The 26,270-nt window shown below is 32.9% G+C and carries 42 protein-coding genes; 40 read left to right on the top strand and 2 right to left on the bottom strand.

Translation table 11 applies throughout. From position 1 onward, the window contains the following. Positions 1–8: 8 nt before the first annotated feature. From AB9Q04_RS02215 to AB9Q04_RS02195, 5 genes are all read left to right on the top strand, one after another. Entirely contained in the window at positions 9–773 is a 765-nt protein-coding gene (locus tag AB9Q04_RS02215; RefSeq protein ID WP_410023749.1) for a putative ABC transporter permease, read from the top strand. Positions 774–855: 82 nt separating this feature from the next. Continuing rightward, positions 856–1,542: a response regulator transcription factor gene (locus AB9Q04_RS02210; RefSeq protein ID WP_410023748.1), complete on the top strand. Its 687-nt coding sequence runs from the start codon at positions 856–858 to the stop codon at positions 1,540–1,542. Beyond that, the gene (locus tag AB9Q04_RS02205) at positions 1,526–2,482 is read left to right on the top strand and encodes a sensor histidine kinase (protein ID WP_410023747.1); all 957 of its coding nucleotides are present in this window, start codon (positions 1,526–1,528) and stop codon (positions 2,480–2,482) included. The genes AB9Q04_RS02210 and AB9Q04_RS02205 overlap by 17 nt, the downstream gene beginning before the upstream one ends. 99 nt (positions 2,483–2,581) lie before the next feature. Beyond that, positions 2,582–3,340: an ABC transporter ATP-binding protein gene (locus AB9Q04_RS02200; RefSeq protein ID WP_410023746.1), complete on the top strand. Its 759-nt coding sequence runs from the start codon at positions 2,582–2,584 to the stop codon at positions 3,338–3,340. Then, the gene (locus AB9Q04_RS02195) at positions 3,337–5,304 is read left to right on the top strand and encodes an FtsX-like permease family protein (protein WP_410023745.1); all 1,968 of its coding nucleotides are present in this window, start codon (positions 3,337–3,339) and stop codon (positions 5,302–5,304) included. The genes AB9Q04_RS02200 and AB9Q04_RS02195 overlap by 4 nt, the downstream gene beginning before the upstream one ends. Before the next feature lie 33 nt (positions 5,305–5,337). Here AB9Q04_RS02195 and AB9Q04_RS02190 read toward each other — a convergent pair whose 3' ends face one another. Both AB9Q04_RS02190 and AB9Q04_RS02185 read right to left on the bottom strand, forming a co-directional pair. Further along, entirely contained in the window at positions 5,338–6,039 is a 702-nt protein-coding gene (locus AB9Q04_RS02190; protein ID WP_410023744.1) for an LrgB family protein, read from the bottom strand. Further along, entirely contained in the window at positions 6,032–6,385 is a 354-nt protein-coding gene (locus AB9Q04_RS02185; protein ID WP_410023743.1) for a CidA/LrgA family protein, read from the bottom strand. The genes AB9Q04_RS02190 and AB9Q04_RS02185 overlap by 8 nt, the downstream gene beginning before the upstream one ends. A 379-nt stretch (positions 6,386–6,764) precedes the next feature. On the opposite strand from AB9Q04_RS02185, the gene rpsJ reads away from it, so the two are divergent. From rpsJ to AB9Q04_RS02010, 35 genes are all read left to right on the top strand, one after another. Next, positions 6,765–7,076: a 30S ribosomal protein S10 gene (rpsJ, locus tag AB9Q04_RS02180; protein WP_044565289.1), complete on the top strand. Its 312-nt coding sequence runs from the start codon at positions 6,765–6,767 to the stop codon at positions 7,074–7,076. Positions 7,077–7,130: 54 nt separating this feature from the next. Further along, entirely contained in the window at positions 7,131–7,766 is a 636-nt protein-coding gene (rplC, locus tag AB9Q04_RS02175) for a 50S ribosomal protein L3 (protein WP_410023742.1), read from the top strand. A gap of 11 nt (positions 7,767–7,777) precedes the next feature. Beyond that, a complete protein-coding gene (gene rplD, locus AB9Q04_RS02170; RefSeq protein ID WP_410023741.1) occupies positions 7,778–8,401 on the top strand; it encodes a 50S ribosomal protein L4 in 624 nt (207 codons plus the stop codon). After that, positions 8,401–8,694: a 50S ribosomal protein L23 gene (rplW, locus tag AB9Q04_RS02165; RefSeq protein WP_410023740.1), complete on the top strand. Its 294-nt coding sequence runs from the start codon at positions 8,401–8,403 to the stop codon at positions 8,692–8,694. The genes rplD and rplW overlap by 1 nt, the downstream gene beginning before the upstream one ends. An 11-nt stretch (positions 8,695–8,705) precedes the next feature. Continuing rightward, entirely contained in the window at positions 8,706–9,536 is an 831-nt protein-coding gene (gene rplB / locus AB9Q04_RS02160; protein ID WP_410023739.1) for a 50S ribosomal protein L2, read from the top strand. Positions 9,537–9,545: 9 nt separating this feature from the next. After that, positions 9,546–9,833, top strand: coding sequence for a 30S ribosomal protein S19 (gene rpsS / locus AB9Q04_RS02155; RefSeq protein WP_203126086.1), 288 nt, complete (start codon positions 9,546–9,548; stop codon positions 9,831–9,833). 9 nt (positions 9,834–9,842) lie between these two features. Further along, positions 9,843–10,181 carry a 50S ribosomal protein L22 gene (rplV, locus tag AB9Q04_RS02150; protein ID WP_410023738.1) on the top strand — a complete coding sequence of 113 codons (339 nt, stop codon included), beginning with the start codon at positions 9,843–9,845 and terminating at the stop codon, positions 10,179–10,181. Positions 10,182–10,190: 9 nt separating this feature from the next. Then, a complete protein-coding gene (rpsC, locus tag AB9Q04_RS02145; RefSeq protein WP_410023737.1) occupies positions 10,191–10,940 on the top strand; it encodes a 30S ribosomal protein S3 in 750 nt (249 codons plus the stop codon). A gap of 23 nt (positions 10,941–10,963) precedes the next feature. Next, entirely contained in the window at positions 10,964–11,392 is a 429-nt protein-coding gene (gene rplP, locus AB9Q04_RS02140) for a 50S ribosomal protein L16 (RefSeq protein WP_410023736.1), read from the top strand. Between the two features lie 2 nt (positions 11,393–11,394). Beyond that, positions 11,395–11,601, top strand: a complete 207-nt coding sequence (gene rpmC / locus AB9Q04_RS02135; RefSeq protein ID WP_101539544.1) for a 50S ribosomal protein L29 — start codon at positions 11,395–11,397, stop codon at positions 11,599–11,601. A 5-nt stretch (positions 11,602–11,606) separates the two neighbouring features. Then, positions 11,607–11,867 (top strand): 30S ribosomal protein S17, encoded by a 261-nt coding sequence (gene rpsQ, locus AB9Q04_RS02130; protein ID WP_410023735.1) that lies wholly within the window; start codon positions 11,607–11,609, stop codon positions 11,865–11,867. Between the two features lie 18 nt (positions 11,868–11,885). Next, entirely contained in the window at positions 11,886–12,254 is a 369-nt protein-coding gene (gene rplN, locus AB9Q04_RS02125) for a 50S ribosomal protein L14 (RefSeq protein WP_394010635.1), read from the top strand. A gap of 9 nt (positions 12,255–12,263) precedes the next feature. Then, complete coding sequence (rplX, locus tag AB9Q04_RS02120; RefSeq protein WP_410023734.1) at positions 12,264–12,572, top strand: 50S ribosomal protein L24; 309 nt, start codon at positions 12,264–12,266, stop codon at positions 12,570–12,572. A gap of 15 nt (positions 12,573–12,587) precedes the next feature. Continuing rightward, positions 12,588–13,133, top strand: a complete 546-nt coding sequence (rplE, locus tag AB9Q04_RS02115) for a 50S ribosomal protein L5 (RefSeq protein ID WP_410023733.1) — start codon at positions 12,588–12,590, stop codon at positions 13,131–13,133. Between the two features lie 10 nt (positions 13,134–13,143). Further along, the gene (locus AB9Q04_RS02110) at positions 13,144–13,329 is read left to right on the top strand and encodes a type Z 30S ribosomal protein S14 (protein ID WP_410023732.1); all 186 of its coding nucleotides are present in this window, start codon (positions 13,144–13,146) and stop codon (positions 13,327–13,329) included. Positions 13,330–13,347: 18 nt separating this feature from the next. Further along, positions 13,348–13,743, top strand: coding sequence for a 30S ribosomal protein S8 (gene rpsH / locus AB9Q04_RS02105; protein ID WP_101539538.1), 396 nt, complete (start codon positions 13,348–13,350; stop codon positions 13,741–13,743). A gap of 10 nt (positions 13,744–13,753) precedes the next feature. Continuing rightward, on the top strand, positions 13,754–14,293 hold the full coding sequence (rplF, locus tag AB9Q04_RS02100; RefSeq protein WP_410023731.1) for a 50S ribosomal protein L6: 540 nt from the start codon (positions 13,754–13,756) through the stop codon (positions 14,291–14,293). A 9-nt stretch (positions 14,294–14,302) separates the two neighbouring features. Then, positions 14,303–14,668 carry a 50S ribosomal protein L18 gene (gene rplR, locus AB9Q04_RS02095; protein ID WP_410023730.1) on the top strand — a complete coding sequence of 122 codons (366 nt, stop codon included), beginning with the start codon at positions 14,303–14,305 and terminating at the stop codon, positions 14,666–14,668. 13 nt (positions 14,669–14,681) lie between these two features. After that, positions 14,682–15,191 carry a 30S ribosomal protein S5 gene (rpsE, locus tag AB9Q04_RS02090; RefSeq protein WP_410023729.1) on the top strand — a complete coding sequence of 170 codons (510 nt, stop codon included), beginning with the start codon at positions 14,682–14,684 and terminating at the stop codon, positions 15,189–15,191. 9 nt (positions 15,192–15,200) lie between these two features. Further along, positions 15,201–15,383 carry a 50S ribosomal protein L30 gene (gene rpmD, locus AB9Q04_RS02085; protein ID WP_410023728.1) on the top strand — a complete coding sequence of 61 codons (183 nt, stop codon included), beginning with the start codon at positions 15,201–15,203 and terminating at the stop codon, positions 15,381–15,383. A gap of 9 nt (positions 15,384–15,392) precedes the next feature. Continuing rightward, on the top strand, positions 15,393–15,887 hold the full coding sequence (rplO, locus tag AB9Q04_RS02080; protein ID WP_410023727.1) for a 50S ribosomal protein L15: 495 nt from the start codon (positions 15,393–15,395) through the stop codon (positions 15,885–15,887). Positions 15,888–15,898: 11 nt separating this feature from the next. Beyond that, the gene (gene secY / locus AB9Q04_RS02075; protein ID WP_410023726.1) at positions 15,899–17,173 is read left to right on the top strand and encodes a preprotein translocase subunit SecY; all 1,275 of its coding nucleotides are present in this window, start codon (positions 15,899–15,901) and stop codon (positions 17,171–17,173) included. Between the two features lie 3 nt (positions 17,174–17,176). Continuing rightward, the gene (locus AB9Q04_RS02070; RefSeq protein WP_410023919.1) at positions 17,177–17,830 is read left to right on the top strand and encodes an adenylate kinase; all 654 of its coding nucleotides are present in this window, start codon (positions 17,177–17,179) and stop codon (positions 17,828–17,830) included. Between the two features lie 106 nt (positions 17,831–17,936). Further along, on the top strand, positions 17,937–18,155 hold the full coding sequence (infA, locus tag AB9Q04_RS02065; protein ID WP_410023725.1) for a translation initiation factor IF-1: 219 nt from the start codon (positions 17,937–17,939) through the stop codon (positions 18,153–18,155). Positions 18,156–18,311: 156 nt separating this feature from the next. Beyond that, complete coding sequence (gene rpmJ, locus AB9Q04_RS02060) at positions 18,312–18,425, top strand: 50S ribosomal protein L36 (protein WP_101539529.1); 114 nt, start codon at positions 18,312–18,314, stop codon at positions 18,423–18,425. Positions 18,426–18,434: 9 nt separating this feature from the next. Then, entirely contained in the window at positions 18,435–18,779 is a 345-nt protein-coding gene (gene rpsM / locus AB9Q04_RS02055) for a 30S ribosomal protein S13 (RefSeq protein ID WP_410023724.1), read from the top strand. Positions 18,780–18,788: 9 nt separating this feature from the next. Then, positions 18,789–19,184 (top strand): 30S ribosomal protein S11, encoded by a 396-nt coding sequence (rpsK, locus tag AB9Q04_RS02050; RefSeq protein ID WP_410023723.1) that lies wholly within the window; start codon positions 18,789–18,791, stop codon positions 19,182–19,184. 12 nt (positions 19,185–19,196) lie between these two features. Continuing rightward, on the top strand, positions 19,197–19,790 hold the full coding sequence (gene rpsD / locus AB9Q04_RS02045; protein WP_410023722.1) for a 30S ribosomal protein S4: 594 nt from the start codon (positions 19,197–19,199) through the stop codon (positions 19,788–19,790). A 34-nt stretch (positions 19,791–19,824) separates the two neighbouring features. Beyond that, positions 19,825–20,781, top strand: coding sequence for a DNA-directed RNA polymerase subunit alpha (locus tag AB9Q04_RS02040; RefSeq protein WP_410023721.1), 957 nt, complete (start codon positions 19,825–19,827; stop codon positions 20,779–20,781). Positions 20,782–20,790: 9 nt separating this feature from the next. After that, positions 20,791–21,132, top strand: coding sequence for a 50S ribosomal protein L17 (gene rplQ, locus AB9Q04_RS02035; protein ID WP_394010621.1), 342 nt, complete (start codon positions 20,791–20,793; stop codon positions 21,130–21,132). Positions 21,133–21,284: 152 nt separating this feature from the next. Further along, positions 21,285–21,926, top strand: coding sequence for an HAD family hydrolase (locus AB9Q04_RS02030; protein WP_394010620.1), 642 nt, complete (start codon positions 21,285–21,287; stop codon positions 21,924–21,926). Positions 21,927–22,014: 88 nt separating this feature from the next. After that, positions 22,015–22,860: a MurR/RpiR family transcriptional regulator gene (locus AB9Q04_RS02025; RefSeq protein WP_410023720.1), complete on the top strand. Its 846-nt coding sequence runs from the start codon at positions 22,015–22,017 to the stop codon at positions 22,858–22,860. Further along, on the top strand, positions 22,861–23,850 hold the full coding sequence (locus AB9Q04_RS02020) for a MupG family TIM beta-alpha barrel fold protein (protein ID WP_410023719.1): 990 nt from the start codon (positions 22,861–22,863) through the stop codon (positions 23,848–23,850). It abuts the gene before it with no gap. Then, positions 23,831–24,706, top strand: coding sequence for an N-acetylmuramic acid 6-phosphate etherase (gene murQ / locus AB9Q04_RS02015; protein ID WP_410023718.1), 876 nt, complete (start codon positions 23,831–23,833; stop codon positions 24,704–24,706). The genes AB9Q04_RS02020 and murQ overlap by 20 nt, the downstream gene beginning before the upstream one ends. Beyond that, on the top strand, positions 24,707–26,176 hold the full coding sequence (locus tag AB9Q04_RS02010; protein WP_410023717.1) for a PTS transporter subunit EIIC: 1,470 nt from the start codon (positions 24,707–24,709) through the stop codon (positions 26,174–26,176). It begins immediately after the preceding gene. Positions 26,177–26,270 lie beyond the last annotated feature (94 nt).

Below are 26,270 nucleotides of genomic sequence, written 5' to 3'. Positions count from 1 at the left end.
GAGTTTATATGTTAAAAGTTTATATAATTTACTTTTTTATATATGCCATTATTGGATGGATTTTAGAGGTTACCTATAATGGTATTCGCGCTGGCAAATATATTAACTGCGGAGTTTTAAACGGGCCATGGTGCCCTATATATGGGTTTGCAGCAGTTGCTATTTTATTTTTACTTAATAAAGTTGATACTAACAGTAAAATATACTTATTTTTTGCCAGCATGCTTGTAGCATCAGTTATTGAGTTAATAACTGGCTTTATATTAGAAAAAGTATTTCATAAAAAATGGTGGGATTATTCGGATAAAAAATTTAATATAGGAGGCTATATTTGTGCTGAGTATTCTTTATTATGGGGAGCCTTATGCTTTATTCTTTATGAAGCCATCCATCCAATGATAGCAAAGTTTGTAAAAGTCTTTCCTGTAAGATTTTTAATAATTGTAAATGTGATTATAGCTATAATATTTATCATAGATCTAATATCAACGGTAAATACTATTCTAGGAATTAATAAGAAGTTTAAAGAAATAGAGAAATCAAAAGAAAAGCTAGGAGAAGTAACTACTGAGATTGGCGAAAAAATTGCCCATAGGGGCATAGAAACTGCAGAAAAAACAAGTTATAATCGCAAGTACTTTGATGAACGTAGCACAGAGTTTAAGGAAAGTTTTCAAAGGTACGGAGAAAAGCGTATACTAAAAGCCTTTCCAAATCTAATTAAAGATTTGGATGATAGGGGATATGATTTTAGAAAATTGAAAAATAAATAAGCAAAAACTCTCAAACCGCCTACTTGGCGGTTTTATTTTTTTGCATTTAACTTATAATTATAGGTAAGAAAGTAGGTGGCTTATGGATCCTTTAAAGATATTTATTGTTGAAGATGATGATGTGATATTAAAAGCCTTGGAGAAATTTTTAAAAAATTGGTCCTATGATGTTTATTTTCCAGATGATTTTTCAAGTGTTTATGAAAATTTTATAAAAACAAATCCTGATTTGGTTTTACTAGATGTATCATTGCCATTTTTTAATGGATATTATTGGTGTGAGCAGATTAGAAAATCTTCGAATGTGCCTATTATTTTTATCTCCTCTGCCGATGAAAATTTAAATAAAATAATGGCTATGAACATGGGAGCAGATGATTATATTACAAAACCTTTTGATTTGGATTTTCTTTTGGCAAAAATAAAAGCTTTGCTACGCAGATCTTATGAATATAAAGATTTTTCTAACAATATTTCCTACAAAGACTTAATAATAGATAGGGATAGGATGGTCTTAAAGTTTGATAATAAAGAAATATCTTTAAGTAAAAATGAATATTTAATATTAGAAATGATGTTTAAACATCCAGAAAAGATTTTTAAAAGAGAAGAATTTATGGATAAGATTTGGCAAACGGATGAATTTATAGATGATAACACTCTTACTGTAAATATAATGAGACTAAGAAAAAAACTTGAGGATATAGGACTAAAAGACTTTATAAAAACCAAGAAAAAGGTGGGTTATTATATTGAAAGGGATATATAAATTCTTAAAAGAAAAAATACATTCTATAATTATATTTTTAGTATATATTTTAATTCTACTTATATCTACATGGTTTGGTATTAGTAAAAATTATATCCTATATATAATTCTTATCTCGATTTTTATGTTTGCTGTAAATATTGTAATTTCTTTTGTAAAATATAAAAGATTAATAGATGAAATCAATCAGTGGTCAACAGACCTTTTAACAAAGGAACCAGATGTATTTAAAAATACAAATTTTTCTAAAAGAATAGTTAACTTAGAAAAAGAAAATAGAGAAATGGAAAGTGCGTTTGAGTTAAAGATGAAAGACTTTAAAGAATACATAAGTATATGGACTCATCAAATAAAAACTCCTTTATTTTCTCTAGATTTGATTTTAAATGATCATCCAATAGATAGTAATGCTGCAAAAAACGAAGTTTTTGAAATTGAAGAATATATAGATAATCTTTTATCCTATATGAGGCTTGAATCTCTTTCTACAGACTTTGTTTTTGAAGAAGTTAGCCTTGATGACCTTGTTAGTTCTTCTATAAAAAAATATTCAAAAGTATTTATTAGAAGAAAAAATAAGGTGGATTTTAAAGCGAGTGGATTGATTATAGCTACTGATAAAAAGTGGTTTAGCTTAATTTTAGATCAGATTTTATCAAATGCCAATAAGTATACACAAAATGGCTGTATTTCTATTTATATAGAGGGGACTAATTTAGTAATTAAAGATACTGGCATAGGGATTAGAAAAGAAGATTTGCCTAGGGTCTTTGATAAATCTTATACAGGCTATAACGGACGTATTTATAAAAAATCTACAGGAATTGGCCTAAATCTTGTAAAAAATACTGCCGAAAACTTAAGTATAGATGTATTTATAGAATCTGAAGTTGATGTAGGAACTAAAGTCATATTAAATCTAAGCCGTGTTTTAAAATAACAAATTGTCACTTTAAGCTAAAAATTGTTATTTTAATCGAGGGATTTTTATTTTTTTCTATTGTATTATATAGAAAAGATAAGAAAGGAAATAGATTAGATGTTACTTGAAGTTTCAAATTTAGAAAAAATATATAAAACAAGATTATCAGACAATAAAGTTATTGCACTAAATAATGTTAGCTTTTCAGTAGAAGCAGGTGAATACATAGCTATAATGGGAGAGTCTGGCTCTGGAAAAACTACACTTTTAAACTTATTGGCTCTACTAGATAGGCCTACTAAGGGAGAGATTATTTTAGAAGGCAATAATCTTTCACTTATAAAGGATTCAGATATATCAAAATTTAGAAGAGATAATTTGGGATTTATTTTCCAAGATTTTAACTTACTAGATACACTCACCCTTAAAGAAAACATACTTTTGCCTTTAATCCTAGCTGAAGAAAATCCTGATAAATTTGAAGAAAAAGTTTTAAAAGTGACAAGACCCCTAAGGATAAATGAGCTTTTAAATAAGTATCCTTACGAAGTATCTGGTGGGCAAAAGCAAAGGTGTGCAGTAGCCCGTGCCTTGATTACAAATCCTAAGTTACTTTTAGCCGATGAACCAACAGGTGCCCTTGATTCAAATTCATCCAGAGAATTAATGGAGGTATTTAAAGAGCTTAATGATAAGGGACAGACTATTATAATGGTAACCCACTCCATTCAGGCAGCAGCAGAAGCAAGAAGAGTACTTTTTATAAAAGACGGAAAAATATTCCACCAACTTTATAATTCAGGCTTTACAAAATTTGAAATGGCAGAAAAAATTGCAAATACAATGCAAATGCTCCAAAGGGGTGATGTAAAATGAATTCCCTATATCACAGACTAGCTATAGATGGGATTAAAAGGCATAAAAGACTCTATATACCATTTGTAGGCACGACAGTATTTTTCATAGTACTTATAAATATATGCTTATCAATAAGTGCAGACCCATTAATAAAAAGCTTCTTTGGACAGACCACTATAAGGACTTTGATGAATTTGGGTTCTATAATACTATTTATATTTGCACTCCTAACAATTTTGACCAACTATAATTTCATACAGAAAAATAAAGCGGAAGAATCTGCCCTATATTTGACTTTGGGTATGGAAAAAAGGCATTTGACGAAGATATATATCCACGAGTTAATCAACTTATATATAAAGTCAGTAGTAATCGGTACGGTAGTTTCTGCGATTATTTATAAACTAGTTCTTGCTAGTTTTATGCAAATGATGGATATAGAGGTTAATGTTTTAGAAACTGGGATACTGCCTACAATTCAACCGCTCTTATTGACAGCTCTTATATTTTTCCTAATATTTGCTCTACTATTAGCAAGGCAAATATTTAAAAGTATGAACTTTACCCCTTTAAGCTTTATGCATGAGGCTAAAGCAGGTCAAAAAGCTCCTAAACATCCTATCACACTTGGCGTATTTGGTATACTTTGCATAGGTGCCGGTTATTATATCAGCCTTACAACTAAAAATCCTATGGATGCTTTCAAGTTTTTTTTCCTTGCTGTAATTTTAGTAATTGTAGGAACCTATGCAGCATTTTCAGTAATAGTGTCTGGCGTACTAAAACTTCTCCAACAAAATAAGAAATTTTATTATAAAAAATCAAATTTTACTGCAGTTTCTGGGCTTATATATAGGGTAAGAAATAGTGCAAAAACCCTTGCAAGCATTGCTATACTATCTACTATGGTAATCATAGTATTAACATCTGGTTTCTCTCTTTACTTTGCAACAAGTGAAGTCCAAGAACAAATGTTTGCAACTGACTATAAGTTGTCATTTCCTAATACTAATGACATTGATATGTTTAGGGATGAAGTAGATAAGGTTTTAAAAGAAAATAATAAAACAGGACATATTTGGACCTACGAGAGTGCAGTACTTCCAGTCGATAGGGATGGAACAAACATAAAAAAGAAAATTACAGATGACCAATCTCTGGATGGCAGTCAGATTGATGTGGTATATGTTGTCCTAGATCACGATTCTGCTTATGACTTTAAAGACAATGATGTTATCTTTTTACAAAGTAATGACAAAAGACAAATAGAAAAAATAGAGGGCATGGATTTAAAGATAAAAAAAGAACTGGCAGAGAATTATCCTACTCCTATATCCATAGCTGATTTATCAATCAATGACAAAGACCAGCTTATCTTTAAGGATGCTAAAATCTTTGAAAAAGTTGTACGTAGTTTTACACCTGACTGGTATGGTGGTGGCTATGAGACTGTAAATAATGTGAACTTTGATGTAGATGGAAATTATGATCCGTATTTAAGAGAAAAAATATGGGATGAACTAAAAGACAATATGGATAATGATTGGTTTTCTTTACAAGATAGCCAAGTTGAAAGAAATGACCTTCTAGCAGTATATGCTGGCATATTCTTTGTGGGTATAATCCTAGGCTTAGGATTTTTGGTATCAACAGTGCTTGCAATATATTATAAGCAACTTTCAGAAGGTATGGAAGATAAAGAAAGATTTAAAACAATGCGCCAACTTGGGATGACTGATAGGGAAGCTAAAAAATCTATTTCTAGGCAAATGGGTCTAGTATTTTTCCTACCCCTAGCCTTTGCCTTTATGCACTCGCTTTTTGCTATACCAATTATTACTAAATTTTTACAAATGTTAAGTTTAAATAATATTAGATTATATATGATGTGTTTAATTTCTGTATTTGCAGCCTATATTATTTTTTATTTACTAACATTTAAATTAACTGAAAAAACTTACAATGAGATAGTCTTAGAATAAAAAAACTGCATGATATAAATCCTGCAGTTTTTCTTATATTGCATTTAAAATTAAAACCATAAGTGGCATTAAAGCAACTGTCGTTATTCCAGCTACAGCAATAGATAAACCACCCATAGCTCCTTGAACATCACCCATTTCACGAGCTTCAGCAGTTCCTAAAGCGTGAGCTGCAGTACCAAGGCCTATACCTTGGGCAACTGGATCATTTATTTTAAATATTTTCATAATAATTGGTGCGACTATAATACCAATTATTCCACGAATTATAACAGCAATTGCTGCAAGTGGAGCTATACCGCCGTATTCTCCAGCAAGACTTACTGCAATAGCGGTGGTAACTGATTCTGGTAATAATGTAATAATCATTAGCTCATCAATATTTAAAACCCTAGCAAGTATAATTGTTAAAAGCATAGACACAAAGCTACCTATAAGGATACCTATTAAAATGGATGCATAGTTTTTCTTTAAAATGTCAATATTATCATAAAGACTTACCATTAGGGATACAGTTGCAGGACCTATAAAGAAAGATATCAACGATCCCCCTTTGTTATAAACTTCGTAAGGCACTCCTATGAGATGTAAAATAGCTGATATAACAATAATAGAAACTAAAAGGGGGTTAAATATAGATCTTAGAATCCCGTTATGTATTTTTGAGTTAAGTTTTTTAGCAAGTTCAAAAACTACAAAAGATAAAACTATGCCAAAGTATGTATTATCAAACATTTTTTCTCCTTTTTTGTATAAGTGTAACTACAAGCATTGTTACAGTCATAGCAACAGCTGTAGCTAGGAAGGTAATAATAAACATAAAAACAAAATTTTGTTTAAATAAATTAAAGTGTTCTATTATACCAACTCCAACAGGAACAAATAAAAAACTCATATTACTTAAAATGACATTAGCTGCCCCTCTAACATCAGCAGTCTTTATCGCTTTTGTAATAAATAGTACAAAAAGTATAGCCATACCATAGATAGTTTCAGGTATAGGTAAGGGTATTAAGGTTTTTAGTATGCTACCTACAAATAGGCAAGCACATAGGATGGTAAATTCTCTTAAAAATTTCATCTTCATCTCCATTCTTTTCTATAATAATATAAGATTTATTATATATGATAATAAAAAAATAATCCAAAAATTTATTTGACATAGACCTATCAGCCGGTATACTATCTAAATATTGAACATAAAATGTCTAAAAATAGAGGCTTGCTATAAGTTTTATAAATGTTTATAAATTTACATAAAATATTGTAAAATTTGGTAAAAGTGCTTGATTTTAAGATGTTTTTGATGTATTATAATATGGTGCTTTGAAGCAAGATGTTGCTTGTGGCTTAAGCCAAAACCATGAGGGAACTCTTGTCTAGCAAGTTTAGAAATAATTCTAAGCGGTTTCCACACACATCAAACGCCCGGAGGCGTGGTATAGAAAGAGAGAGGAAAAATGGCTAATCAACAAAAAATCAGAATTAGACTTAGAGCTTACGATCACGAAGTTATCGATAGCTCAGCAGAAAAAATCGTAGAAGCGGTTAAAAGAAGCGGAGCAGAAGTATCTGGACCAATTCCACTTCCAACAGAAGTAGAAAAGATTACAATCTTAAGAGCGGTTCACAAATACAAAGACTCTAGAGAACAGTTTGAACAAAGAACACACAAAAGATTAATCGATATCATAAACCCTAATGCAAAAACATTAGATGCACTTAAGAAATTAAACTTACCTGCAGGTGTTGATATCGAAATTAAGTTATAATAACTGTAATTAGAATGATTGGATAATCAATCCGCTGTAATTAAGGAGGTACTCATGAAGAGTATATTTACAACAAAAGTAGGCATGACTCAAGTCATCGATGAAGACGGAGTTATCACTCCAGTTACTGTTCTAAAAGCTGAAGAAAATGTAGTTGTACAAATTAAAACAGAAGAAACAGACGGTTACAACGCAGCACAAATCGGCTATATGGACAAAAAGGAAAAAAATGTCAAAAAACCAGTAAAAGGACACTTTGACAAAGCAGGCGCATCTTATAAAAGATACTTAAAAGAAGTTAACTACGGAAATGACCCAGTAGACCTAATAGTAGGTGATACAGTAGCTGTAGATATCTTTGAAGAAGGCGATATCGTAGACGTTGTTGCAACAAGCAAGGGTAAAGGTACCCAAGGTGCTATTAAAAGATGGAACTATGGTAGAGGTCCAGAATCTCACGGTTCAAAATCTCATAGAGTAGCAGGTGCTCGTTCAGCAGGTTCAGATCCAGCAAGAGTATTCAAAGGTAGAAAAGGCTCAGGAAAAATGGGAAATGAAAGAGTTACTATCCAAAATTTACAAGTAGTTAAAGTAAATGCAGATGATAGTTACATCCTAGTTAAAGGTGCGGTTCCAGGACCTAAAGGCGGACTTGTTCAAGTAAAACAAGCAGTTAAGGGCCAAAACTAAGGAGGAGTTAGATGCCTAAAGTTAATGTTTTAAACATAAAAGGAGAAAATGTTGGGGAAATTGAGTTAAATGAAACTCTATTTAACACTGAAATTAGCGAACACGCTGTATATGAAGTAGTTAAAAACCAACTTGCAAATAAAAGACAAGGTACACAATCTGCTAAAACACGTGCAGAAGTACGTGGTGGTGGACGTAAACCATTTAGACAAAAAGGAACAGGTAGAGCTCGTCAAGGTTCAATAAGAGCGCCACACTATACAGGCGGTGGAGTTGTATTTGCACCAAAACCAAGAGACTATAGTTATCAAGTTCCTAAAAAACTAAGAAGAAAAGCACTTTACTCAGTTCTTACTTCAAAAGTAAACGAAAACGAATTAATAGTTTTAGACAGCCTATCATTTGAAGCTCCTAAAACAAAAGAAGCAGCAAATATTCTAAATGCAATTGATGCTGGTAAAAAAGCTTATGTAGTAACAGCAGAAAATGACCAATTAGTTTATAGATCATTTAGAAACATCGAAGGTGTTGACATATCAGCTGCAAACTTAATCAATGTTTATGATTTAGTAAGACATAACAAGCTAGTAATTACAAAAGATGCAATTGCTAAACTTGAGGAGGTATTTATATAATGAAATCACCTTATGAAGTAATTAAAAGACCAATTATTACAGAAAAAAGCATGAGCTTACTTGATGAAAACAAATACACTTTTGAAGTAAATAAAAATGCAAATAAACCAGAAATTAAGGCTGCTATCGAACAAATTTTTGACGGTGTAAAAGTTAAAAAAGTTAGAACCATGAACTACGAAGGTAAAAGAGTAAGAACTCGTCATGGTATCGGTAAAAAAGCTGACTGGAAAAAAGCTGTCGTAACACTAACAGATGACAGTGCAGAAATCGAATACTTCGAAGGTTTATAAGGAGGATTTAAATGCCTAGAAAATTAAAGCCAACCTCAAACGGCCATAGAAATATGTCTGTTTCAACATTCGAAGAAATTACAACAAACAGACCAGAAAAATCACTTTTAACAGATTTAAAATCTAAAGGTGGACGTAATAACACAGGTAGAACAACTGTTCGCTTTAGAGGCGGTGGAGTAAAAAGAAAATACAGAATTATCGACTTTAAAAGAAATAAAGATAACATCCCAGCAACAGTAAAAACTATTGAATACGATCCAAATAGATCAGCAAATATTGCTCTTATCTCATACGCGGATGGAGAAAAAAGATATATCTTAGCTCCAAGAGGACTTAAAGTAGGAGATAAAATCATCTCAGGTCCAGAAGCAGATATCAAACCAGGTAATGCACTTGAATTAAGAGATATCCCAGTAGGTACAACAGTACACAACATTGAAATGAGACCAGGACAAGGTGGTATCTTAGTAAGATCAGCAGGAACAGGCGCTCAACTTATGGCTAAAGAAGGAAACTTTGCTACACTTAGATTACCAAGTGGTGAAGTAAGACTTATCCACTTAAGCTGTAAGGCAACAGTAGGTGTTGTAGGAAATTCTGAACACGAATTAGTAAGGCTAGGAAAAGCTGGTAAATCTAGATACTTAGGACGTAGACCACACGTAAGAGGATCTGTAATGAACCCAGTAGATCACCCACACGGTGGTGGTGAAGGTAGAACACCAATCGGTCGTCCATCACCAATGACACCATGGGGTAAAAAAGCTATCGGTGTTAAAACACGTAACAAGAAAAAAGCTTCTTCACAATACATTGTAAGAAGAAGAGATGAAAAATAGGGGGATATAATGGCTAGATCACTTAAAAAAGGACCATTTGTCGATGATCATTTAATGAAAAAAATTGACGAATTAAATGAAAAAAATGAGAAAAAAGTTGTAAAAACTTGGTCAAGACGTTCTACAATATTCCCTGAATTTGTAGAACATACTATAGCAGTTCACGATGGTAGAAAACACGTGCCAATCTATATAACAGAAGATATGGTAGGACACAAACTAGGTGAATTTGTACCAACAAGAACTTTCAGAGGCCACGCTAAAAAGGCAACTGAAATGAAAAGTAAAATGCGTTAGGAGATGACAATGGAAGTAAAAGCAACAGCTAAATATCAAAGAATATCTCCTCTTAAAGTAAACTATATTTGTAAAGAAATTAGAGGTAAACAAGTAGACGAAGCACTAAATATCCTAAGATTTACAAACAAAAAAGGTGCTAGATTACTAGAAGATGTACTTAAAAGCGCTATTGCAAATGCTGAAAACAACAATGGTCTTGATAGAGAAGACCTATATGTTAAAAATGCATTTGCTAATGATGCTCCAACAATGAAAAGATGGCATCCAAAAGCTAAAGGTGCAGCTTACCCAATACTAAAAAGAAGTAGCCACATCGGTGTAATTCTTGAGAATATAGAGGCATAGGAGGAAAAAATGGGCCAAAAAGTAAACCCAAAAGGATTTAGAGTTGGTGTTATAAAAGATTGGGATTCAAAATGGTTTGCAGACAAAGAAGAATTCTCAGATCTATTAGTTGAAGACTATAACATCAGAAAAGTAATAAAAAAAGAAGTTTATGATGCAGGTATTGCAGATATCGAAATAGAACGTGCAGTAAACAACCTTAAAATCACAATCTATGCTGGAAAACCAGGAATGGTAATCGGTAAAGGTGGAGCAGGAATTGAAGAACTTAAGAAAAAAATCGAAAAAGTTGCTCCAGGTAAAAGAACAATCATAAACGTAGAAGAAATTAAATACCAAGACTTAAATGCACAATTAGTAGCAGAAAACATTGCATCAGCACTAGAAAACAGGGTGGCATTTAGACGTGCTATGAAACAACCTATCCAAAGAACAATGAGAGCTGGAGCTAAGGGTATCAAAACAATGGTATCAGGTAGACTTGGTGGAGCTGATATGGCTAGAAGCGAAGGATATTCAGAAGGAACAATTCCACTTCAAACACTAAGAGCAGACATTGACTACGGATTTGCTGAAGCAGACACAGAATACGGTAAAATTGGTTGTAAAGTATGGATCTATAAAGGCGAAGTCCTACCAGGAGAAAAAGCAGTTAGAGAACCAAAACTAAAACAAAAACCAAATAACAGAAATAACAAAAAAAGAAGAAACAACAATAGACGTCCTAACAGAAACGCAAACGAAAATACTAACAAGTAGTATTTATATAAGGAGACAAACTTATGTTAATGCCTAAAAGAGTTAAATATCGTAGACAACACAGGGGCAGAATGAAAGGTGAAGCTCAAAGAGGAAACCAACTAGCTTACGGTGAGTACGGCTTACAAGCCCTAGAAGCTACTTGGATGACAGCTAACCAAATCGAGGCTGCTCGTCGTGCGATGACAAGATATATCAAAAGAGGTGGTCAAATCTGGATTAAAGTATTCCCAGATAAACCAGTATCAAAAAAACCTGCAGAAGTAAGAATGGGTTCTGGTAAAGGTGCCCCAGAATATTGGGTAGCAGTAGTAAAACCAGGCCGTGTACTATTTGAAATGAGTGGTGTAAGCGAAGAAGTTGCAAGAGAAGCTATGAGACTTGCTGCTCAAAAACTTCCAATCAAAACCAAATTCATACAAAGACTTGAAGTTACAGGTACGGAGGAATAATAATGAAAGCAAAAGAAATCAGAAATTTATCAGACCATGATTTAGATAAACAATTATATGATTTACAAAGTGAGCTTTTTAATCTTCGTTTCAGACTTGCAACTGGACAATTAGAAAATCCATCAGCAATTGGAAATGTCAAAAAAGACATCGCTAGAGTTAAAACAATTCAAACTGAAAGAAAGCTTAATATAAATAGGGAGGCTTAAATTTCATGGAAAGAAACAGTAGAAGAGTAGAACGTGGTGTTGTAGTATCTGATGCGATGGATAAAACTATTACAGTTTTAGTAGAAGATAAAATATCACACCCAGTTTACAAAAAAAGAATCAACAGAAGTAAAAAATACAAAGCTCATGATGAAAATAATGAAGCTAAAGTAGGCGATAAAGTAGTAATCATGGAAACTCGCCCTCTATCAAAAACAAAAAGATGGAGACTAGTTAGAGTTAGTGAAGCTGCTGAGATTGTTTAATAGGTTAAGGAGATATTCATGATACAACAAGAAACTCGCATGAGAGTTGCAGATAACTCCGGAGCACGTGAATTACAAGTAATCAAAGTTCTAGGCGGAACTGGAATTAGATATGCAAATATAGGTGATGTTGTAACTTGTTCAGTTAAAAGTGCAACACCCGGCGGAGCGGTAAAAAAAGGTGACGTTGTAAAAGCAGTAATCGTAAGAAGCAAAAGAGGCTTAAAAAGAAACGACGGTTCAAAAATCAACTTTGATGAAAACGCAGCAGTAATCATAAAAGAAGATAAATCACCAGTAGGAACCCGTATATTTGGACCAGTAACTAGAGAACTAAGAGGGGAAGGATTCATGAGAATTATATCCCTAGCTCCAGAAGTACTATAGGAGGAAGTTATGCACGTTAAAAAAGGCGATAAAGTTCAAATAATATCAGGCTCATACAAGGGTCATGTTGGAGAAGTTTTAGAAGCTTATCCAAAAGAAAATAAAGTTATAGTTGAAGGTGCTAATGTTCGTGTTAAACACCAAAGAGCAACTCAAATGGGTGAAGAAAGCGGCAGAATCGAAAAAGAATGCCCAATTGATGCTTCAAAAGTACTTTTATATTCAGAAGAACTTAAAAAAGGTGTAAGAACAAACAAAGTACTTGAAGATGGCAGAAAAATCAGAGTAAGCCATAAAACAAACGAAAAATTCGATTGAGTTTAAGGAGACATTATGGCAAACAGTAGACTAAAAGAAAAATACGAAAATGAAGTAGTACAAGCATTAATAGAACAATTTGGCTATGAAAATGTAATGCAAGTTCCAAAACTTGAAAAGATCGTAATTAACGTTGGTCTTGGAGAAGCAAAAGATAACCAAAACCTTTTAAATTCAGTTAAAAACGAACTTGCACTAATCACAGGTCAACAACCAATAGAAGTAAAAGCTAAAAAATCAGTAGCTAACTTTAAACTTAGAGAAGGACAACCTATTGGTACAAAAGTTACATTAAGACGCCAAAAAATGTATGATTTCCTAGATAAACTAATCTCAATCTCTCTACCACGTGTTAGAGACTTTAGAGGAATTAATCCAAACTCATTTGATGGACGTGGAAACTATTCACTAGGAATCAAAGAACAATTAATATTCCCAGAAATCAAATATGATGATGTAGATTTCCTACATGGGATGGATATTACTATAGTTACTACAGCACAAACAGACGAAGAAGCTAAAGCATTCTTACAATTAATGGGAATGCCATTTACAAAATAAAGGAGTAACGATGGCTAAAAAGTCAATGATAGCTAAACAAAAGAAGCATCACAAATATTCAACACAAGAATACAACAGATGTAAAATTTGTGGTAGACCACATGGTTACCTTAGAAAATATGGAATTTGCCGTATTTGCTTTAGAGAACTAGCAAATGAAGGAAAAATTCCAGGAGTAAGAAAAGCAAGCTGGTAATTAGGGAGGATATTAATTATGATGACAGATCCAATTGCGGATATGCTAACAAGAATTAGAAATGCAGTAAAAGCTAATCATAAACAAGTAAGCTTACCATCTTCTAATGAAAAGAAAGCTATTGCACAAATTCTTCTTGATGAAGGCTTCATAAACGGATTTAATGTTGAAGAAGACAACAAACAAGGAATTCTTACAATAGACTTAAAATATACTGAAAACGGTGAGAAAGTAATCTCAGGACTAAGAAGAATAAGTAAACCAGGCCTTAGAGTTTACGTAAAAGCAAACGAAGTACCAAAAGTACTAAACGGTCTTGGAACAGCAATTATTTCAACATCAAAAGGACTTTTAACTGACAAAGCTGCAAGAAGTGAAAACATCGGTGGCGAAGTTATTTGTTACGTATGGTAAGGAGAAATATATGTCAAGAATAGGTAAACAACCAATTGAAATACCAAATGGAGTTTCAGTTGTAATTGATGGACAAAACATCAGAGTTGAAGGTCCAAAAGGAAATTTAACTCAAGATTTTCCAAAAACAATTGAAATAGTAGAAGAAGATAACCAACTACTAATTAACATTCCAGAAAATTATACAAAACAACAAAACATAGACCATGGTTTATTTAGATCACTTATTGCAAATATGGTACAAGGTGTTACCGAAGGATTTAGCAAAACCCTTCAAATAGAAGGTACAGGTTACAGAGCACAAAAACAAGGAAATAACCTAGTTATGAACCTTGGTTTTTCACACCAAGTAACTATGGAAGATCCTGAAGGTATCGAAACTGAAGTTCCAAATGACAGAACAATAATTGTAAAAGGAATTGATAAACAATTAGTAGGCTTACATGCAGCTAACATTAGAAAATGGAGAAAACCAGAACCATATAAAGGTAAAGGTATCAAATATGAAGGCGAATATGTAAGACGTAAAGTCGGTAAAACAGGTAAGTAGGAGATATAAATGGCTAAAGATAATAAAAGACAAAGACTTCAAACTCGTAAAAAAAGAGTTAGAGCAAAAATCAGCGGTACTCCTCAAAGACCAAGACTTTCCGTATACAAGTCAAATGCTAACATTTACGCACAAATTATTGATGATGTAAATGGAGTAACTCTTGCAAGCGCAAATACCCTACAAAAAGAAGTTGCAGAAGGTCTTGATAATACATCAAATGCAGAAGCTGCAAGCAAAGTAGGAGAAGCTATTGCTAAAAAAGCAAACGAAGCTGGAATAACAGAAGTTGCTTTTGATAGAAATGGTAATATTTACCATGGAAAAGTTAAAGCTTTAGCAGAAGCAGCAAGAGAAGCTGGTCTTAAGTTTTAATAGGAGGTTAAGGATGAATTATTTATTAAGAAGTGAAGTAGAAAAACTCAACCTCGAAGATAGAGTAGTTGCTATAAACAGAGTTGCAAAAACTGTAAAAGGTGGACGTAACATGAGATTCTCAGCACTTGTTGTAGTAGGAGATTCTAACGGAGTAGTTGGAGTTGGAACAGGAAAAGCTACAGAAGTACCAGAAGCAATTAGAAAAGCAACAGAAGATGCTAAAAAACACATGATCCGCGTTCCACTAGTAGGAACAACAATTCCTCACAGAGTTGAAGGAGTAAAAGGTGCTGGACATGTTTTACTAATGCCTGCCCTAGAAGGTACAGGAGTTATCGCTGGTGGTCCAGTGCGTGCTATTTGTGAACTTGCAGGTTACAAAGACATCAGAGCTAAAAACCTAGGATCAAATAATCCTAGAAATATCATCAATGCATGTGTAGAAGCATTCTCAAACATGAAAACTGTTGAAGAAGTTGCTAAACTTCGTGGTAAATCGGTAGAAGAATTCGATTATTAAGGAGAGAGTATGGCACAATTAGAAATCAAACTTAAAAGATCTTTTATCGGTAAAAAAGATGATCAAATTGCAACAGCTAAAGCCCTTGGACTTAAAAAAATCGGCCAAAGCGTTGTAAAAGAAGATAATCCAGCAGTAAGAGGAATGATTAATAAAATTCCATTTATGCTAGAAGTAAAAGAATTAAACTAGGAGTGTAAGATGAAATTACATGAATTACAACCTAATGAGCCTCTAAAAAAGAGAAAAAGAAAAGGTAGGGGTCCAGGTTCTGGAAATGGTACACGTGCAGGTCGTGGTCAAGATGGTCAAAACTCAAGAAGCGGCGGTGGCGTAAGACCAGGTTTCGAAGGTGGACAAATGCCACTATACAGACGTCTTCCAAAAAGAGGATTTAACAACATCAACAAAAAACAATATGAAGTTATCAATGTTGAAACATTAAACATCTTTGAAGACGGTACAGAAGTAACACCGGAATTACTATTTGAAAATAAAATTTTAAATAAGAACAAAGCTAAAGATGGAGTTAAAATCCTTGGTGATGGAGAACTTACATCAAAACTTACAGTAAAAGCTCACAAATTCACAGCATCTGCTCGCGAAAAAATCGAAGCAGCTGGTGGATCAGTTGAAGAAATAGAAGTTAAAAAATGGGTAAAACCATCTAAGAAAGATACTACTGAAGAAAACTAAGAAGGTGAGCAATGTTAGAAACAATAAAAAAAGCATCAAGAGAGCCAGAGGTTAAGAAAAAGTTTTGGTTTACTATCCTAATGCTAGTTATATATAGATTAGGAAATAATATTCCAATACCATTTATTGATCAAGAAACTCTTAGAAATGCTTACTCATCTGTGGAAGGAACCCTAGTTGACTACCTAAATATGTTAACAGGTGGTGGACTATCAACCCTTTCAATCTTTGCCCTAGGGGTACAGCCATACATTACATCTAGTATCGTAATGCAGCTTTTAACAGTTGTAATACCTAGACTAGAAGAATTGACACGTGAAGGTGAGCAAGGACGTAAGCAAATACAAAAATATACTAGGTATATGACAATCATTCTTGCAATATTCCAAGCAGTAGCTGTAACAAATGGTTTGTATGGAGCAGCCCTATCTAATGCAACAACATTTCAAAAATTCGTTATGAATATAATCCTTATCGGAGGAACGATGTTTGTAACTTGGATGGGTGAAACCATAACAGAAAAAGGTATTGGTAATGGTACAAGCCTTTTAATCTTTATGGGTATTATAGCATCATTTCCAAAAACTATATCTAGATGGCAAGATCAAGTTCGCTACGGATTAATAAGCTATCTACCAATTATAATTATGGTTATATTAATAATCTTAATAGTAATTGCAGTAGTGCTAATATCTGAAGGTGAAAGAAAAATACCAGTCCAATATGCAAAAAGAGTTGTAGGACGTAAGATGTATGGTGGTCAATCTACTCACATACCAGTAAAAGTAAACATGGGTGGAGTAATGCCAATAGTATTTGCATCAGCAGTACTAGCTATACCATCAACAGTTAGTCTTTTCTTTGGAAATGGTGGAGAAAGTGGGATAACAAACTTCTTCCAAAATACAACTGGAGGATTTATCCTATATTTAGTAATCCAATCAGCATTAATTCTAATCTTTGCATACTTCTATAATCAAATCCAATTTAATACTGTAGAATATGCAAAACAATTGCAACAAAATGGTGGATTTATTCCAGGTATCAGACCAGGAAAACCAACTAGTGAATATCTAGGAAAAGTTGCAACAAGAATAACATTTATAGGATCAATTGCTTTAGCTCTATTAACAATCATTCCAGCAATTGCATCAAAACTATTAGGACTATCCCTATCATTTGGTGGTTCATCAGTAATCATCGTAGTAGGAGTAATAATAGAGACAATCAAACAACTAGAAGCAATGATGACAATGAAGCAATACAAAGGGTTTTTAAATAGGTAAATGATGAATATTATATTGTTAGGACCCCCAGGAGCAGGTAAGGGTACACTTGCAAAAAAAATTTTAGAAAACTTAAATGCGGTTCAAATTTCTACAGGAGACATTTTTAGATACAATATCAAAAATGAAACTCCTCTAGGAGTAAAAGCAAAAGGATACATGGACAAGGGAGAACTTGTTCCAGATGAAGTAACCATCGACCTACTCTGGGATTATTTCGATAAATTAGAAGAAGACGATTTACTAGTACTATTTGATGGTTTTCCAAGAACATTAAACCAAGCAAAATCACTTGATGATGGAATGGAAGATAGAAACCAAAAAATAGATGGTGTAATCTACCTTGATGTAGACTATGATACACTTATTAAAAGAACAACAGGTAGGCGTGTATGTCCAGAATGTGGAGCAACATATCACATAGAAAACCATCCGCCAAATGTGGAAGGCATCTGTGATAAATGTGGTACACCACTAATCCACAGAAAAGATGATGAGCTAGAAACAGTTAAAAATAGAATCGATGTTTACAATGAACAAACCGCCGTACTCATTGATTATTACACAAATAAAGGTATATTAAAGAGTATTGACGGCACACAAACTGTTGATGAAATATTTAAAGAATTTAACGATAAATTAGGAGAACTTAACTAATTTATGGTTAAAATAAGAGAAAATAAAGAATCTCTTTAGGCCAATATGTCTTATAAAAGAGATCGACGTTTAAGGACATATTAGATAAGATAAGGAGGTTCTATATATGTCAAAAAAAGATGCTATAGAAGTTACAGGAGTAGTAAAAGAAGTACTCCCAAATGCAATATTTAAAGTAGAGCTAGATAATGGACACGAAATTCAAGCCCATCTATCTGGTAAACTACGTATGAACAGCATAAGAATACTAGAAGGAGATAAAGTTACAGTAGAACTATCTCCATATGACCTTAGCCAAGGAAGAATTACTTGGAGGAAGAAATAGTCCCATCATCTTGGGTGAAAAATCAAAAAGATTTTTCATTTTCGAGACGAACAGAGTGAGTCCGAAAAACTAAGCGAGAAGGCCTTGAAAAGGACTTCGAGAGGATTAACCCCATAGGGATTAAAAAAGAAGTCGAATAAAGACAAGGAGAAATGAATGAAAGTCAGAGCATCAGTTAAAAAAATGTGCGATAAATGCAAAATTATCAAAAGAAACGGTAAAGTTATGGTAATTTGCGATAATCCAAAACACAAACAAAGACAAGGTTAGGAGGGTTTAATGCCAAGATTAGCTGGTATAGATTTACCTAGAGAAAAAAGAGCAGAAATAGGCCTTACTTATATTTACGGTATCGGTCGTGCAACTGCTAACGAAATATTAAAAAATACAGGAATCAACCCTGATACAAAAATGAAAGATCTTACTGAAGAAGAACTAGGTCAATTACGTGAACAATTAAACAACTATACAATCGAAGGTGATTTACGTCGTGAAACATCTATGAATATTAGAGCACTTCGTGAAATCAACTCATATAGAGGAAATAGACACAAAGCAGGCCTACCAGTAAGAGGACAAAACACAAAAAACAACGCAAGAACCAGAAAAGGTAGAAGGGGTTAAGGAGAATAAATGGCAACTAAAGGCAAACACACTTCTAAAAGAAGAAGAGTCAAAAAAAATGTTGAACGTGGCCAAGCTCACATTAACTCAACATTTAACAATACAATGGTAACAATCACTGATATGCAAGGTAATGCATTATCATGGGCTTCAGCTGGTCAATTAGGATTTAGAGGAAGCAGAAAATCTACACCATTTGCTGCACAAGAAGCAGCAGAAACAGCTGCAAAAAAAGCTATTGATCAAGGTCTAAAAACAGTAGAAGTATACGTAAAAGGCCCAGGTAGCGGACGTGAATCAGCTATTAGAAGCTTACAAGCTGCAGGACTTGAAGTAACAATGATTAAAGATGTTACACCAATTCCTCACAATGGATGTAGACCACCAAAAAGAAGAAGAGTTTAATAAGGAGAAATTATGGCAGTATCAAAAGATCCAGTTTATAAAAGAGCAAGAGCTTTAGGAATTTCTCCAGCATACCTAGGTTATACAGGTGAATCAAAAAGACAATTACCACAAAGACGTGGAAAAATGTCAGATTACGGTATGCAACAAAGAGAAAAACAAAAAGCTAAATTCATCTACGGCATGTCTGAAAAACAATTTAGAAGCTACTACGAAAAAGCTACTAAAATGCCAGGACAAACAGGTGAACAATTAATCGTTCTTTGCGAAAGAAGACTTGATAATATTGCATTTAGATCAGGCCTTGCAAGAACAAGAAGAGAAGCAAGACAAATTGTAACTCACGGACACTTATTAGTAAATGGTAAACAAGTAGACATCCCATCATATTTAGTAGAAGTTGGCGATGTAATTGAAGTACGTGAAAAATCTAGAAATAAAGAATTATTCAAAACAATTAAAGAAACAAATGCTACATTTGGAGTAGTTGATTGGATGAGTTCTGATTTAGAAAACTTAAAAGTAACTATTGATAGACTTCCAACAAGAGAAGAAATTGATATCCCAGTAGAAGAACGTATGATCGTAGAGTTCTACTCTAAATAATTAAGAACTAAAAAGTTAGAACTAAGGAGTTACCATGATCGAAAAATTAGATACAAATATAGAAATACTTGATATAAACGAAGGCGATCATTACGGCAAGTTTGCCCTATATCCACTCGAACGAGGCTATGGTACAACCATTGGAAACAGTATGAGAAGGGTGCTACTTTCATCCTTACCTGGTTCTAGCGTCTCAAAAATTCTTATCGAAGGAGTCCTTCATGAATTTTCCACTATAGATGGAGTAGTAGAAGACGTTCCTGAAATAATATTAAATATCAAAGGTCTAGATATCAAAAAACAAGGTGATGAAGATGTTACCCTATTTTTAGAAATAGAAGGACCTAAAATAGTAACAGCTAAGGATATAAGTAAAGATAGCTCCATTGAAATTGCAAACCCAGATCATTACATTGCAACAGTAAATGATAAAGCAAATCTATTTATCTCACTTGAAGTTACAAACGGCAAGGGATACCAATTAGCAGACCAAAATAAATCTGATTCAGATCCTATAGGTACAATTGCTATTGACTCATCATTTACACCAGTAGAAAAAGTAAACTACTATGTAGAAAATACAAGAGTGGGAGAAGCTACTGATTTTGATAAATTAATCATAGAAGTATGGACAAATGGAACCATATCACCACAAGAAGCTCTATCAGAAGGAGCAAATGTACTTATTAATGACTTTAAATACTTTAAAGACCTACCAAATGTTTCTTTCGTTGAAGAGGATGATAGAGTCGAAGAAGTAGAAGAAGTTATTGAAGATAACACAGACCAAATGCTTGAGAAAACTATCGAAGAAATGGACCTATCCCTACGTTCATTTAACTGTCTAAAAAGAGCAGGCTTTGATACAGTTGGTGATATAGTAGAAAAATCTGAAGCAGAACTAAAAACAATCAAGAATTTTGGTAAAAAATCATTAGAAGAAGTAAAAGACAAAGTCCATGATATGGGACTAAGTCTAGCAGACGAATAGGAGGTAAAAATGGCTAATAAAAGAAAACTTGGCAGAAGAACTGACCATAGAAATGCCATGCTAAGAAACCAAGTGACTTCTTTATTCGATAACGGTAGAATTGAAACTACAGTTACCAGAGCAAAAGAAACACAAAAAATGGCTGAAAAAATGATCACACTTGGCAAAGATGGATCACTTCAAGCAAGAAGACAAGCAGCAGCCTACATTTACAAACCATCTACAGTTCAAAGACTATTTGATGAAATAGCACCAGAATATGAAGAACGTAACGGTGGTTACACAAGAGTACTTAAAATGGGTCCAAGAAGAGGAGACGGTTCAGAAAGAGCTATCTTAGAACTTGTTTAATGATAACCCTTATAAGTACTAGACAACTAAAATAAGTTTAAATGATTAATAAATTTTATAAAAACTTCTAGCATCTTTGCGAACGCACAAAGGTGCTTTTTTGTTTGAAAATTTTAGGGTAAAAATCTAGGTAATAGTAAAAGGAGGAAACATTGAACTATAAATTAATAATATTTGATATGGATGGACTTATGCTAGATACTGAGAAGTTCTACTATGAATCTTGGTTTAAATTTAGCGAAGAATATGGTTTTGAATATAACAATGAAAAAAGAAAATTACTTGCTGGTATGAATGGGCCAACCATAAGAAATATTCTGGCCAAAGAACTAGGAAGTGAACAAAAGGCAAAAGAATTACGTGAAAACTTGGAAGAATATAGGAGAGAATATTTTTTAAACTTTAAAGGTGATTTAAAGAAAGAAGGATTAATAAATTTATTAGAATTTTTAAAAGAAAATAATATAGAAGCTGTTGTAGCATCATCAAGTTCTCGTGAAAAAATTTCATATCTATTGAAAAATCAAAATATAGACCATTACTTTAAATTTATCGTATCAGGTCACGAAATTAAAAATGGTAAACCAAATCCAGATATATTTTTAGAAGCTTTAACCCAAGCTGGATACAAAAAAGAAGAAGCCCTCATCTTAGAAGATTCTTACAACGGCTACAAAGCTGCAAAAGCAAGTGGTATGGACTATATTATAATCCATGATTCAAACTTTGATAAAGACTTTGATGCTGACAGTGAAGCATCTGATTTAAATGAAGTAATAGAAATAATAAAATAAATATTCAAAAATAATATAAATATGTTGAATTTTTTATTTAATAATATATAATAAAGGGTAAGAAAAGCTTTTCATCAATGAGGTGAGTATGGATTATTTAATAAAAATTAATCAATCAAGAAGTGAGTTTACTCCATCTGATAAAAAAATTGCAGATTATATTATAAATCACCCACAAGAAATTGTTAGTAGCAATACCTTAAAATTAGCTGAAGCTATTAATACATCCCAGTCTGCCATAATTAGATTTGTAAAAAAAATTGGCTATAAGGGATATGTCGATTTAAAAGTAGATGTTGCAAAAAGCCTGGAAGTTGATAATGAGTTTTTAAAAGATGAAGTTATTGCAGCAGGTGATAGTATCAGCCAGATAATAGAAAAGAGTAAAAGCAATGTTTTGACAGCCGTTGATAAGACTTATGCCCTATTAGATACAAATGTTTTGTATAGTGCTTGTAATATAATTAATAAAAACAATTCCATTTATCTAGCAGGTGTTGGAAGCTCAGGTCTTGTATGTGAAGATTTTTTGTATAAGCTTCAAAGGGCTGGAAAGAGTGCTTTCTACCAAAAAGATGCTCATACTAATATGGCTCTTTTGACAAATATAAAAAAAGAAGATGTCTTGGTATGCATTAGTTATTCTGGGGTTACTAAAGAAATTTTATTATCTGTAGACTTTGCAAAAAAAGTAGGAGCTACAGTTATTAGTATAACAAAATCTGTAAATAATCTTCTGGCTAGATCTTCAGATGAGGTTTTGCTTATACCAGCCATTGAGAAAGAAATGAGATTTGGTGCTGTATCATCTCGATTTTCATCTCAAATTATCACAGATATACTATATTATAGCTATGTAGCAAACAATATGGATCTAGTTTTAAAAAATATGAAAGCTTCAAAAGAGCTCACAAGCAAGTTAAAGGATAAATAAATGATTGGATTTTCATTATATTTTGAAGAAAAAATTGATTTTAAGAAAATTATAGGCAATAATAAAGATTTTGACTTAGTTTTCACCTCTTTACACTATCCAGCAAGTGATGAAAGCTATAAAGAATTTTTAAAACTTTATGAGTTGTGTTCAGCAAATAATATTAGAATTTGTGTCGATATAAATAATGAAACTTTAAAAACTTATCCAAAACTTTTAGAAATGGGTCTTATACTTAGGTTGGATTTTGGTTTTTCTTTTGAAGAAATAGCAAAACTTTCTAAAAAAACTGACTTAGCTATAAATGCCTCAACAGTTACACTAGGTTTTTTAAATGAGTTAAAAAAATCAAATGTAAACTTAGAAAAAATAACAGCAATTCATAACTATTATCCTCTAGAATATAGCGGTCTGGCTGAAGATTTTTTTGTAAGTCAAAATAAAATGATAAAAGATTTTGGTATGAAAGTTGGTGCCTTTCTTCCAGGCAACGGACAATTGCGCGGACCGGTTTATAAGGGATTGCCTACTCTAGAAGAAGATAGGTATAAAAATCCCTACCAAGTTTTTGTAAAATTACAAAGAAAATTTGACTTGGATTTAATTTTATTGGCAGAAGATACCCTAAATGCTGATAAAGAATATATTATAAAGTTTGCAAAACAAAATATTTTAACTTTACCAGCTACCTTTAAAGATGAGTATAAGAATCTAGATGGCATAAAGGTAAGGCCAGATATAAGTGATTATCTTATAAGAAATGAAAGAGATAAAAAAGAAATTACACCTTCAAATCCTCAAATGATAAAACGCGGAGATGTTGTAATTTTAAATGATCTTTCAGGACGATATGCTGGAGAGATTGAAATAATAAAAAAAGACTTAAATACAAGCCAAGAGAGAAATATAATCGGCAGGATTGATAAAAATTATGAAAACATAATCGATTATATAAGAGGAGGAGATAAAATTGAGTTCTACAGAAGATAGAAATCCAAATAGCTATGATTTAGATTTGAAAACTAGCAGAGAAATCCTAGAAATTATTAACCAAGAAGACCAACAAATAGCTATAAAAGTAAATGAGGCTATGGACCAAATAGAGCCTTTGGTTAATGAAGTTATAAAAACATTTGATAACGGTGGCAGGTTATTTTATCTAGGAGCTGGCACTAGCGGTAGACTAGGAGTTTTAGATGCATCAGAAACAGTACCAACTTTTTCTGTAGATCCAAAAATGGTAACAGGTCTTATAGCTGGCGGTGATGATGCCTTAAGAAATCCTATTGAAAATGCAGAAGACTCAACAGATGCGGCTAGGATTGATTTAGAAAAAGAAGGACTTACAGCAAACGATTTTGTAATAGGTATTGCTGCTAGTGGAAGAACCCCATATTCCATAGGAGCCATAGAATATGCTAGAAAAATTGGTGCAAAAACAGGATCTATAGCCTGCAATGAAAATGCAAAAATTTCTTCCTATGCTGATTTTCCAATAGAAATTAAAACAGGAGCAGAAGTTTTAAGTGGCTCTACTCGTATGAAAGCAGGTACAGCAACCAAACTAGTTTTAAATATGATTACTACAACTGCCATGATAAAAATAGGAAAAGTTTATGATAATCTAATGGTAGATGTTAGACCTACAAATGAAAAACTGGTAGATAGGGCTACAAAAATTATCAGCGAAATAAGTGGATGTGATTATGAAAAATCAAATAAGTTACTAAAAGAAGCTGATAATAATGTAAAATTAGCTATAATCATGGCTACAAAAGATGTAGACTATGAAAAGGCAAGTGAAATCTTGGAGAAAAATAAAGGATTTATAAGAGAGGATTTATAAATGGACAATAATAATTTAGCAAAATTATTAATCGATGACTTTGGGGGCGATAGCAACCTTATCGAAGTTATTAATTGTATGACAAGGGTCAGAGTAAAAGTAAGAGATGATAGCAAAGTAGACTATGAAAAAATAAAAACCCGTGAAGGAGTAATGGGTGTAGTTAGCGGAGATCAAATCCAAGTAGTATTAGGACCTGGTAAAAGTGAAAAGGTTGCCAAAGCTATGGCAGAAATTTCTAATACAAAATTATCTGAAGAAATAGGAAAAAGTGAAGGTCAAACTTACGAAACTGACAAAGAAAGATTAGAAAGAACTACAAAAGAGAATAAAGAAGCATATAAGTCAAAACAAAAACAAAGTGGATTTAAGAAATTTACAGCAGCCATAGCCTCCATATTTGTACCACTTATCCCAGCATTTGTTGGAGCAGGTCTTATTGGTGGAATAGCATCTGTTTTATCAAATATGCTAACTGCAGGTACAATTAGTGGAGATAATGTTACAAATTTAATCCAAGTATTAAATGTAATGAAAGGCGGCCTATATGCTTATCTAAATATTTTTATAGGAATTAATGCTGCAAAGGTATTTGGAGCTAATGAAGGACTCGGTGGTGTAGTTGGTGGTATGGTTTATCTAGCAGGAATGAATCCAGATATGCCAATAAACAACATATTTTTAGGCACACCGCTAGCAGCAGGACAAGGTGGGGTAATAGGAGTTTTAATTTCAGTTTATTTACTAAGTAAAATTGAAAATGCCCTACACAGAGTAATTCCAGATTCTTTTGATATTATTTTGGTACCAATGCTTTCATTACTTGCAGTGGGACTTTTGACCATGTTTATAATAATGCCATTTGCAGGGCTTATTTCAAATGCTCTAATAGGATTTATTGATGGAGTAATCAATCTTGGTGGAGCTATTTCAGGATTTATACTAGGAGCTTTATTCCTACCAATGGTTATGCTTGGTTTACACCAAATTTTAACGCCAATCCATGTTGCAATGATAGAACAACAAGGAGCAACATATCTTTTACCAATCCTTGCTATGGCTGGAGCTGGTCAAGTAGGGGCTGCCCTAGCAATCCTTGTAAAATGTAGAAAAAATAAACAAATTACAACTATTGCCAAAGGTGGACTGCCTGTAGGATTTTTAGGAATTGGTGAACCACTTATTTATGCTCTAACCCTACCTATGGGCAAAGCCTTTATTACAGCTTGCATAGGCGGTGGAATCGGTGGAGCAGTAATCGGAGCAATTGGTGGTGTAGGATCAACAGCTATTGGCCCATCTGGACTTGCTCTTATACCATTAATTTATAATAACAAATGGCTAGGTTATATTTTAGGATTAATAGCTGGATATATCGGAGGTTTTGTTTGCACATATTTCTTTGGTATAGATGAAAAATATGTAAATGGTGCAGCCTTAGATGGTTCTAGTAAATTTGATTTTAAATAATAAATTTGCTTATAAAAGAGTTTAAGATAAGGATATCTTTATCTTAAACTCTATTTTTTGTCGAAAATAAGTAACCTTTTGATATTAAAGTTTT

The organism is Anaerococcus groningensis, from assembly GCF_046365465.1.
In the GTDB taxonomy this organism is placed as follows: domain Bacteria; phylum Bacillota; class Clostridia; order Tissierellales; family Peptoniphilaceae; genus Anaerococcus; species Anaerococcus groningensis.
Note: the sequence above shows the minus strand (reverse complement) of the source record. Positions and strands in the feature narration are given on the sequence as shown.